Raw genomic sequence first — 9,477 nt, forward strand, 5'->3', positions numbered from 1 at the left:
GCCTCAACGTGATCGTCGCCAGCACCCGCCCCGGCCGGGTGGGCCGGCGGATCGGTGACTGGTTCACCGGCGCCGCCCTCCGGCACGGCGGTTTCGACGACGTACGCCTGGTCGACCTCGCCGAGGTCGGGCTGCCCTTCCACGACGAGCCGCACCACCCGTCCGAGGGGAACTACCTGCACCGGCACACCCGCGAGTGGAGCGAGACGACCGCTGCGGCGGACGCCTTCGTCCTGGTGATGCCGGAGTACAACTACGGCTTCAGCGCCCCGCTCAAGAACGCGATCGACTACCTCTACCACGAGTGGCGGCACAAGCCGGTCGGCTTCGTCAGCTACGGCATGACCTCAGGCGGCCTGCGCGCGATGCAGATGATCAAGCAGGTGGTCACCACGCTGAACATGGTGCCGGTCAACGAGGCGGTGGCCGTCTTCCTGCGGCAGGCGCTGGACTCCGGCGGCGAGCTGCGGCCCGACCCCGGGCGCGACGACGCGGCCGAGCTGATGCTCGACCAACTCGCCCGACTGACCGTCGCCCTGGCGCCGCTGCGGGTGGCGGCGTGAGCGCCCGGCTGTGGGAGCTGTTCGGCGAGCGGGGGCGCGGAGTGCTGGTCACCCTGCGCCGGGACGGCCGGCCGCAGCTGTCCAACGTCGACTACCTCGCCGAGCCGGGGCTGATCCGCTGCTCCACCACCGGCGACCGGGCGAAGATCCGCAACCTGCGCCGCGACCCCCGGGCCAGCTTCCACGTGACCACCGCCGACGGCGGGGCGTACGCGGTGGCCGAGGGGACGGTGACGCTCACCCCGCCGGCCGCGGCCGCCGACGACGCGACGGTCGAGGAACTGGTGGAGGTCTACCGGCGGATCCGGGGTGAGCACCCCGACTGGGCGGAGTACCGCGCCGCCATGGTGGCCGACGGTCGCCTGGTGGTCCGCCTCTCGGTCGAGCGGGTGTACGGCTGGCGCCCTGACCTGCCCGGCCCCGGTCCCGTCCCGTCCCGCGGCCGCCGGTGACTAATGTCTGAGCATGGTCGCAATCCGGTACGAGGACATCGTCAAGGTCCCGAAGGCGCTGCTGCACGATCACCTGGACGGCGGTCTGCGGCCGGCGACGATCGTCGAGCTGGCCGCCGAGGTCGGCCACGAGCTGCCCACGACCGACCCGGAGGCGCTGGGCCGCTGGTTCGTGGCGGCGGCCAACTCGGGCTCGTTGGAGCGTTACCTGGAGACGTTCGCGCACACCGTGGCGGTGATGCAGACCGCCCCCGCGCTGCGTCGGGTCGCCCGGGAGTGCGCGCTCGACCTGGCCGCCGACGGGGTGGTCTACGCCGAGGTCCGGTTCGCGCCGGAGCAGCACCTGGCACAGAACCTGACCCTGGACGAGGTGGTCGAGGCGGTCGTCGCCGGGTTCGTGGAGGGCAGCGCGCAGGCCGCCGAGGCGGGCACCCCGATCCGGGTCGGCACCCTGCTCACCGCGATGCGGCACGCCGCCCGCTCGCAGGAGATCGCCGAGCTGGCCGTCCGGCACCGGGACGCCGGGGTGGTCGGCTTCGACATCGCCGGCGCGGAGGCCGGTTTCCCACCCACCCGGCACCTGGACGCCTTCGAGTACCTCCAGCGGGAGAACTTCCACTTCACCATCCACGCCGGCGAGGCGTTCGGCCTGCCGTCGATCTGGCAGGCGATCCAGTGGTGCGGCGCCGACCGGCTCGGCCACGGGGTGCGGATCGTCGACGACATCGTCGCGGGTCCGGAGCCGGTGCTCGGCCGGCTGGCCGCGTACGTACGGGACAAGCGCATCCCGCTGGAACTGTGCCCGTCGTCGAACGTGCAGACGGGCGCCGCCCCCTCGATCGTGGAGCATCCGATCGGGCTGCTCCGGGACCTGCGGTTCCGGGTGACGGTCAACACCGACAACCGGCTGATGAGTGGCACGTCGATGTCGCGGGAGATGGCACTGCTGGTGGAGGCCTTCGGCTACGGCTGGAAGGAGCTCCAGTGGTTCACGATCAACGCGATGAAGAGCGCCTTCATCCCGTTCGACGAGCGGCTGAAGATCATCGACGAGGTGATCAAGCCGGCGTACGGGAAGCTGATCGGCTGATCACGGATGCTGGTGCGGGTGGGCGGCGAGCAGGGCGGCCACCCGGTGCAGCACCTCCCGGGCCCGGGCCGCCTCGGCGCCCAGGCCGGTCTGCCGGCGCAGCACCGCCGGCTCGGCGCGGAGCAGGGCCACCCCGCGGCTCAGCAGCACCCGGGGTGCCTTGCGCTGCTCGGACAGGTCGCGGGCGAGCCGGCGGAGGAAGGTCGCCCCGCGCGGCCGGCGCAGCGCGTACGCCCCGGCCAGGAGGCCACGCCGGCGGCACTCCTCGACGATCTCGGCGGCGAAGATCCCTTCGGCGACGAAAAGTGGCGATTCGGCGACATCGAATGGCCGGGTGGCCACCCGTCGGTCCGCGCCGATCGCATAAACCGGCACTTCGGCCTTGCCGTACCGGGCCAGTCGGGCGATTGTTTCCACCGCCGTCTCGGCGTCCCAGGATCTGGGGGACTCCCAGTCGACCTGTCCGTTGCGACGCGGCAACGTAGGGTCGTCGCCGTCCTTGTAGAAGTCGTCCAAACAGAGGACAGGAAGCCCGGTTCGCTGCGCTATGTACGACTTTCCGGAGCCGGAAGGGCCGGCGAGCAGGACGACACGGTGGCGATGTTCCATTACTTCGCGTAACTCCGTACAGACGGATTGCTAGCAAATTGCATCAACATCTCATCACACCTCCGGCGAGGGACAACCTGGGCTTTCTCTTTGCGGACCGGCGTGATGGAATCTCGGAGGTCCGACCCGCCGGGTCGGTCGCTCGCCGTTGCCCAGGGCAACGTGCGGACGCTGTGATGCGAGGGCGGTGACGTGAGCAAACGGCCAAAGACGGCGGGCTCCTTCCTGTCGCGTCTGCGCCGGCCGGCCAGCCGGCTCCGCGACATGCCGATCTGGTCCAAGCTCGGTCTGATCATGATCGTGCCGACCATCGCCACGGTCGTGGTCGGCACCACTGGTCTGGTCGACCACCTGCAGACGCTCAACAATGCCAACCGGGCCGGCGACCTCGCCAACCTGATCGGCTACTCGGATGACCTGATCGACAGCCTGCAGGACGAGCGGACCTCCGCGGTGCTGTTCGTCAGCTCGACCGAGGTGCAGACCAAGGCCCAGTACCAGGAGGCCTACAACCGGGCCAACTCCCGGGTCGACCAGGCCAAGGCGCCGTACCTGCAGCAGCGGCTGGAGATCGACGGCCTGCCGGCGAACTTCAACTCGCTGCTCGACAACATCGACGGCAGCCTCACCGGCCTACCCGGCACCCGCAGCCAGGTCTCCAACGGCAAGCTCAAGCTCACCGAAGCGTTGCGCTCGTACTCCGGCCTGATCGCCGAGCTGCTCTCGGTTCGGGACTCGGCCACCCAGCTCGCCGGTGACAACGACCTGAGCGACCGGATGCGGGCCGCCACCGCGGTCGCTCGGCAGAAGGAGTACCTGTCTCAGCGCCGTGTCGTGATTCACCAGGTCCTGGTGCAGAAGAAGAGGGAGTACACCCCGAACCTGCGTGAGCAGTTCATCGCCAGCACGGTCGGCGACTCGCAGGCGCTCGAGAGCTTCAAGGCGGTCGCGAACCCGGCCGACTCCGAGTTCTACGACCAGACGGTCTCCGGCTCGGATCTGCGCGAGTCGATTGCCTACCAGCGGTTCATCAGCAGCAACACCAGCGGCAGCTTGGCCGACGCCCAGTTCGGGCCGGACCAGTGGGACGCGGCCATGGTGGCCAACGCCAAGCTGCTCCGTACGGTCGAGCAGAGGCTCGACGGCAACGTGGTCCGCGAGGCCGACAACCTCCGCTCCGACGTGCAGCGCCAGGTCTTCCTGGAGACCGGCCTGCTGCTCAGCATGCTGCTGCTGGCGATCCTCTTCGCGTACCTGGTCGCCCGCTCGATGGCCCGGTCGCTGCGCGACCTGCGGCAGGGCGCCCTCTCCGTGGCCCAGTACGGCCTGCCGCAGGCGGTGGCCCGGCTGCGCGACCCGCAGGTCACCGGGCAGCTCTCCCCGGTGCAGCTGGCCAACCAGATCGCCGAGCCGCTGCCCGTCCGGAGCAAGGACGAGTTCGGCCAGGTGACCGAGGCGTTCAACGCCGTCCACCTGGAGGCCGTCCGGACCGCCGCCGAGCAGGCCGCGCTGCGCGCCTCCGTCGCGACGATGTTCGTCAACCTGGCCCGCCGTTCGCAGATCCTCGTCGACCGGCTGATCGGTCACCTGGACCGGCTGGAGCGCGGCGAGGAGGACCCGGACCGGCTGGCCGAGCTGTTCCAGCTCGACCACCTCGCCACCCGGATGCGCCGCAACGACGAGAACCTGCTGGTCCTCGCCGGCGCCGACTCGACCCGCGTGCAGCGCGAGCCGGCCGCCCTGATCGACGTGCTCCGCGCCGCCCAGTCCGAGGTCGAGCACTACACCCGGATCGAGTTCGGCGTGATCGACCGGGACATCGAGGTCGCCGCGCACGCGGTCAACGACCTGGTGCACCTGGTCGCCGAGCTGTTCGACAACGCCACCGCCTTCTCCCCGCCGGACTCGCAGGTCATGGTGGAGGCCCGGCGGGTGGGCGACCGCGCCTCCCTGTACGTCGAGGACCGGGGCATCGGCATCAGCGCCGAGCAACTGCGTGACCTCAACGAGCGGCTCGCCACGCCGCCGCAGGTGGACGTGGCCGTCTCCCGGATGATGGGTCTGGTCGTGGTGGCCCGGCTGGCCTCCCGGCACGGCGTCAAGGTCGACCTGCGGCCCGGCGCCGACCGGGGAACCGTCGCCGACGTCACACTGCCCACCTCCGTCCTGGTGCCGCGCGCCCTCTCCGGGCGGGGGCAGCAGCCCCCGGCGCTCCCGGCGGCGACCGGCCCGGCGCCGGCCTTCGGTGGCCCCCAGCAGGTCGGCCCGGCTCCCGCCTTCGGCGCCCTGGCGGCCCTGGGCAACGGCCCGGCCACGCCGCCGGCCCCGCGCCCCGGCGAGTCGGGCAATCAGGTGACCCTCGGTGGTCGCCCGTTCGACCCCGCCACGACCGGCGGGGGGCGCTCGATGCCCGCCTGGTCGGACCTCACCGGTGCCAGCGGGATCAACGGCAGCGACTCGTTCACGCCGCGGGCCTCCAACGGCCAGCCGATCGACCCGCTGCCGCAGCGCCGCAACGGCGGCGACGGCGACCCGTCCGGCACCGGCCAGCACCCGGCGATCCCGCGGCAGCTGCCCAGCAGCCCGGAGACGCGCCCGTACAACCCGCCGCCGGTCTCCGCCCCACCGCTGCCGCCGACCTCCGGCGTCCCGGTGTCGGCGTCGCCGGTGTCCGGTCACCCGGTCTCCGGCCAGCCCGTCTCGAGCCAGCCGTACTCCGGCCACCCGGTGTCGGCCGCGCCCGCCCCGGGTCAGCCGTTCTCGGCGCCGCCCGCGCAGGGTCAGCCGTACTCCGCGCCGCCCGCCCAGGGCCAGCCGTACTCGGCGCCGCCGGCCCAGGGCCAGCCGTACTCCGCGCCGTCCGCGGGTCAGCTGCCGCCGCTGGCTCCGCCGGCGCCGAGCGCCGCCGCACCGCCGGCCTGGCCGCCGGTAGCCGCGCCCGACCGGGACGCGGCCACCCCGCCGGTGCCGGAGCGGCTCGCCGCCGCCCTGGACATGACCACCGAGCTGCCCCGGGTGCCGCGCCCGGAGGCCGCTCCGCCGGCCGCCATGCCGCCGGCCGTCAACCGGCCGCCGGCTGCGAACCGGCCGACGACGCCGCAGCAGTCCGCGAACCGCCAGCGGTACGCGGACGAGACGATGGAGCTGCCGATCTTCCGGGAGCTCGAGTCGGCCTGGTTCCGCACTCGCCGGCCCGGGCCGGAGGAGGCGGGCACCGCGCCGGCCGCCCCGGCGAACGGCGCCGCGACCCAGCAGTTCGCCAAGGTCGACGCCGCCGGTCGGGCCGTGCAGCAGACACCACCCGGGACGACAGGTAACGCACCGATGGCACACACTCCGACAGCCGGTGGAGCGCCGCGCGACAACGGGACGGCCACGAACGGTGGGGCCCGCCCCGCTCCCGCCGAGGCGCTGCCGAACCGGCGGCCGCAGCAGCAGCCGCCGGCCGGTGGCTGGCAGACCGCGGCCGACGACGGCTGGCGGGCCGCCTCGGCGGCCACCGAGGTGCCGGTGGCGGAGACCACCCAGAAGGGGCTGCCGAAGCGGAAGCCGATGGCGCAGCTGGTCCCGGGCGGCGTGGAGAAGCCGTCGGCCTCGGTGCAGCGCCGCACGCCGGAAGGCGTACGGGGTCTGCTCTCGGCCTACCATCGGGGCGTGCAGCGGGGGCGTAACAACCCGACCGACAGCAACTCGACCGGCCCGGAGGCGACCCCGGGCGGGCAGCAGTCCTCGCAGTCTGGCTCTGGGCCGGTGGCCGGGAGCGGGCAGAAGGAGCAACAAGGATGACAACTACGCAGGATCTCGGATGGCTACTGGCCAACTTCGCCGACCGGGTGCCCGGTGTCGCGCACGCGGTCGCCGTCTCCGCCGACGGCCTGCTCCTCGCGTCGTCTCGTGACCTTCCGCGGGACCGGGCGGACCAACTCGCCGCGATCTCGTCCGGACTGGTCAGCCTGACCCAGGGCGCCGCCCGCTGCTTCGAGGGCGGGGCGGTGCTGCAGACGGTCGTGGAGATGGACAACGGCTTCCTGTTCCTGATGTCCATCTCGGACGGCTCGTCGTTCGCGGTCCTGGCCGCGCGCAGTTGCGACGTCGGGCAGGTCGGGTACGAGATGGCGCTGCTCGTCGACCGGGTGGGCGACGCGTTGACCCCGGCGCCTCGTACTGCTGTCGGGATGATGGGCTGACCGAGCTGACCAGCTGGTCGGCACGGCAGGAACGACACGAGAACAACGACGGGAACCACCGGGCGAGAGCCGGTGACGGGTGCGAAGGAGGTGAGCGGCGACATGGCCGATCGTGACGAACCGACCGGAGCATTGGTCCGTCCATACGCCGTGACCCGCGGTCGTACCCGTCCCCGGCTCGACATCGCGCTGGAGGCGCTCGTCGAGACGACGGTGCGCGGCCGGGCCGCTGCCAGTGGTAATGGCGGCCAGGGTCGTGAGCACCAGTACATCGCCGCGCTGTGTGACGGACGCGTGCAATCGCTTGCCGAGATCGCGGCGCGGATGCAACTTCCGCTCGGCGTGGCCCGGGTGCTCATCGCCGACATGGCGACGGACGGCCTGGTCGCGGTCCACGAGCCGACCATTTTGGACGACTCTGACGACGCGGTGGGCACTGAACTGCTGGAGAGGGTGCTGAGTGGACTTCGCAGGCTCTGACATGTCGCACCGGCCGCCGGCCCCGAGCGGGCGCGTGACGTCGGCGAAGATCGTTATCGCCGGTGGATTCGGCGTCGGCAAGACGACGCTGGTCGGCTCGGTCTCGGAGATCACGCCGCTGACCACCGAAGCGATCATGACCTCCGCCGGCGTGGGCGTCGACGACACCCGGCAGGTGCCGGGCAAGACGACGACCACGGTGGCGATGGACTTCGGTCGTATCTCGATCGACCGGGATCTGATCCTGTACCTGTTCGGTACGCCGGGTCAGACGCGGTTCTGGTTCATGTGGGACGAGCTGGTCCGCGGCGCCATCGGCGCCGTGGTGCTGGTGGACACCCGCCGGCTGGCCGACTGCTTCGCCGCGATCGACTTCTTCGAGCACCGGCGGCTGCCGTACCTGGTGGCCATCAACTGCTTCGACGGCATGCAGTACCACGACCCGCAGGACGTCCGGGACGCGCTGGCCATCTCCAGCGACGTGCCCGTGGTGGCCTGTGACGCCCGGAACCGGGAGTCGACCAAGCACGTGCTGATCTCGCTGGTCGAGTATGTGCTGTCCATGCGTCGCTCGCGGGCGGTCGCGCCCGCCTGACCGGCGTCAGGACGCGCCCGGTGACAGCCTCGGCGGTCACCGGGCGCTTCTCGCTGTCCGCCGGTGGCGGCCCGCCCTCCCTCGATGGGGAGCGGGCCGCGCCGGCGGTCAGGCGTACGGCGTCCAGGTGCCCTGGGTGACCACGTAGAGGCCGAGGGAGTCCCGCTCCATGCCCCCGCGCCGGATCGGCGCGAAGGCGTACCCACCGGCGATGCCCTCGGTTTGCAGGTACGCGCGCAGCCGTCCACGGTCGACGCTGCTCGCCAACGGGGCCGCGGTGGCGAGCAGTTGCAGCGCCTCCGAGCCGTACGGGGCGAAGCCGCTGAAGTTGCCGTGCCGCTGGAGGTCGCGGAAGGTGAAGTCCCGGCGGGCGAGCGCCGCGATGGTGGTGTTGGTCAGCGTCGAGCGCGGCGAGGACGCCCCGACGGGTCAGCACGGCGGAATCGGTTGCCGGTGTCGCCATTGGAGTCGCCTTCCCGCCCCGCGACACCCGCCGCCGGCAGTTCCGCCGGTATGCTCCCAGCCGCCTCGACCCCGGCGTCGAACTAGCCGGGTGTGGGCAGGAACACGCAGGTGGCGGGCGGTGGAACCCCGGTCAGGACCGGTAGCCGGCGGAGCGGTACTCGTACTCCCGGTCGTCGTCACGGTCGCCCGTGTCGCGGCTGAAGTCCCAGCCGCCGGCCGACTCCCGGCCGGGGCGGCCGCCCACCGCGAACCCGCCGATCTCCTGGCCGCGCCGCCAGCCGCGGAAGTAACCGGTGGTGTTCTCGGCGAGGCTCGCCGCGTTCCGGATGATCCGCAGTGGACGCTCGTCGCGCAGCGGCGAGCCGGGAACCAGGTTGGCCTGGGGGACCCGCTTCGGCAGGCCCGCCGTCGTCTCGGCGCCCACCGCCGGGCGGGCCGCCTGCTCGGCGGCCTGCCACCCGGTGTCCGCGGTTGTCGACCAGTCCAGATCGGACTCTTCTTCGGTGTGGCCGACGAACCAGGCGGACTTCGCCTGGGCGAAGATGAGCAGGTCGCCGTCGCCCTCGTCGGAGACCGGCGGGGGCCGGTGCTCCTTCGGCGCGGGCCGCCGCTCGAGCGGTTCGGGAAGATCGGCACGGGGACCGGACCGGCCGGCGCGCTCCGCCTCGGCCCGCTCCGCCGCTGCCCGCTCCACCAGCCGCAGCGGCCGGGCGTCCAGCCCGGGGTCGGTCGGCGGGTTCAGGCTGTCCCGCAGCGCCCGGTCGGCCAGCGGCGGTGGCTCGACCAGCCGCAGCATCGGGGGCTCCTGGGGCAGGTCGTCGGCGAGCCAGGGCGGGGTGACCCGACTCTTGCCCGGGTCCGTCGGCGCGTCGACCTTCCGCGCGTCCCGGTCGCCGTACGAGTAGGCGGCCGGCGACTCGGCGGGGCCGTCGGCGAGCTCGTCGCCGTTGTTGACCAGCGGCCAGTTGGCCCGGGACCCCGGGGGAGCGGACTCCTGGCCGGGACGGGGCGTGGGCACCGGGACGCTCAGGTCGGC

9 protein-coding genes and 1 pseudogene are annotated in these 9,477 nt (G+C 72.6%); 7 read left to right on the forward strand and 3 right to left on the reverse strand.

Annotated elements, in window-relative coordinates; genetic code table 11:
- The 3 genes from DKT69_RS29775 to DKT69_RS29785 form a co-directional block, all read left to right on the forward strand.
- Positions 1-563, forward strand: a 563-nt coding sequence (locus tag DKT69_RS29775) for an NADPH-dependent FMN reductase (protein ID WP_109804779.1), incomplete at its 5' end; no start/stop codon positions are given.
- A complete protein-coding gene (locus tag DKT69_RS29780; protein ID WP_109804780.1) occupies positions 560-1,015 on the forward strand; it encodes a PPOX class F420-dependent oxidoreductase in 456 nt (151 codons plus the stop codon). The genes DKT69_RS29775 and DKT69_RS29780, both read left to right, overlap by 4 nt.
- Before the next feature lie 13 nt (positions 1,016-1,028).
- Positions 1,029-2,105 carry an adenosine deaminase gene (locus DKT69_RS29785; RefSeq protein WP_109804781.1) on the forward strand — a complete coding sequence of 359 codons (1,077 nt, stop codon included), beginning with the start codon at positions 1,029-1,031 and terminating at the stop codon, positions 2,103-2,105.
- Here the strand turns inward: DKT69_RS29785 and DKT69_RS29790 are convergent, their stop codons facing one another.
- Positions 2,106-2,621 (reverse strand): ATP-binding protein, encoded by a 516-nt coding sequence (locus DKT69_RS29790; RefSeq protein ID WP_236648437.1) that lies wholly within the window; start codon positions 2,619-2,621, stop codon positions 2,106-2,108.
- A gap of 285 nt (positions 2,622-2,906) precedes the next feature.
- Between DKT69_RS29790 and DKT69_RS29795 the strand changes: the two genes are divergently transcribed.
- The 4 genes from DKT69_RS29795 to DKT69_RS29810 all read left to right on the forward strand — a co-directional run bounded on the left by DKT69_RS29795 (position 2,907) and on the right by DKT69_RS29810 (position 7,976).
- Complete coding sequence (locus tag DKT69_RS29795) at positions 2,907-6,500, forward strand: sensor histidine kinase (RefSeq protein WP_109804783.1); 3,594 nt, start codon at positions 2,907-2,909, stop codon at positions 6,498-6,500.
- Positions 6,497-6,901 (forward strand): roadblock/LC7 domain-containing protein, encoded by a 405-nt coding sequence (locus DKT69_RS29800; RefSeq protein ID WP_109804784.1) that lies wholly within the window; start codon positions 6,497-6,499, stop codon positions 6,899-6,901. Before DKT69_RS29795 ends, DKT69_RS29800 begins: the two co-directional genes overlap by 4 nt.
- A gap of 102 nt (positions 6,902-7,003) precedes the next feature.
- Positions 7,004-7,381: a DUF742 domain-containing protein gene (locus DKT69_RS29805; protein WP_088973509.1), complete on the forward strand. Its 378-nt coding sequence runs from the start codon at positions 7,004-7,006 to the stop codon at positions 7,379-7,381.
- A gap of 1 nt (position 7,382) precedes the next feature.
- Entirely contained in the window at positions 7,383-7,976 is a 594-nt protein-coding gene (locus DKT69_RS29810; RefSeq protein ID WP_109804785.1) for a GTP-binding protein, read from the forward strand.
- A 108-nt stretch (positions 7,977-8,084) separates the two neighbouring features.
- Here DKT69_RS29810 and DKT69_RS38615 read toward each other — a convergent pair whose 3' ends face one another.
- A complete protein-coding gene (locus tag DKT69_RS38615) occupies positions 8,085-8,243 on the reverse strand; it encodes a hypothetical protein (RefSeq protein ID WP_161557981.1) in 159 nt (52 codons plus the stop codon).
- Between the two features lie 328 nt (positions 8,244-8,571).
- Positions 8,572-9,477, reverse strand: a pseudogene (locus tag DKT69_RS29815) (transposase); the annotation flags it as partial.

This window comes from Micromonospora sicca (genome assembly GCF_003172935.1).
Taxonomy (GTDB): Bacteria; Actinomycetota; Actinomycetes; order Mycobacteriales; family Micromonosporaceae; genus Micromonospora; species Micromonospora sicca.

Bases quoted from the DNA above. Each gene is read 5' to 3' on its own strand.
- DKT69_RS29800 (WP_109804784.1), top strand. From the start codon at position 6,497: ATGACAACTACGCAGGATCTCGGATGGCTACTGGCCAACTTCGCCGAC.
- DKT69_RS29810 (WP_109804785.1), top strand. From the start codon at position 7,383: ATGTCGCACCGGCCGCCGGCCCCGAGCGGGCGCGTGACGTCGGCGAAG.
- DKT69_RS29805 (WP_088973509.1), top strand. From the start codon at position 7,004: ATGGCCGATCGTGACGAACCGACCGGAGCATTGGTCCGTCCATACGCC.
- DKT69_RS29785 (WP_109804781.1), top strand. From the start codon at position 1,029: ATGGTCGCAATCCGGTACGAGGACATCGTCAAGGTCCCGAAGGCGCTG.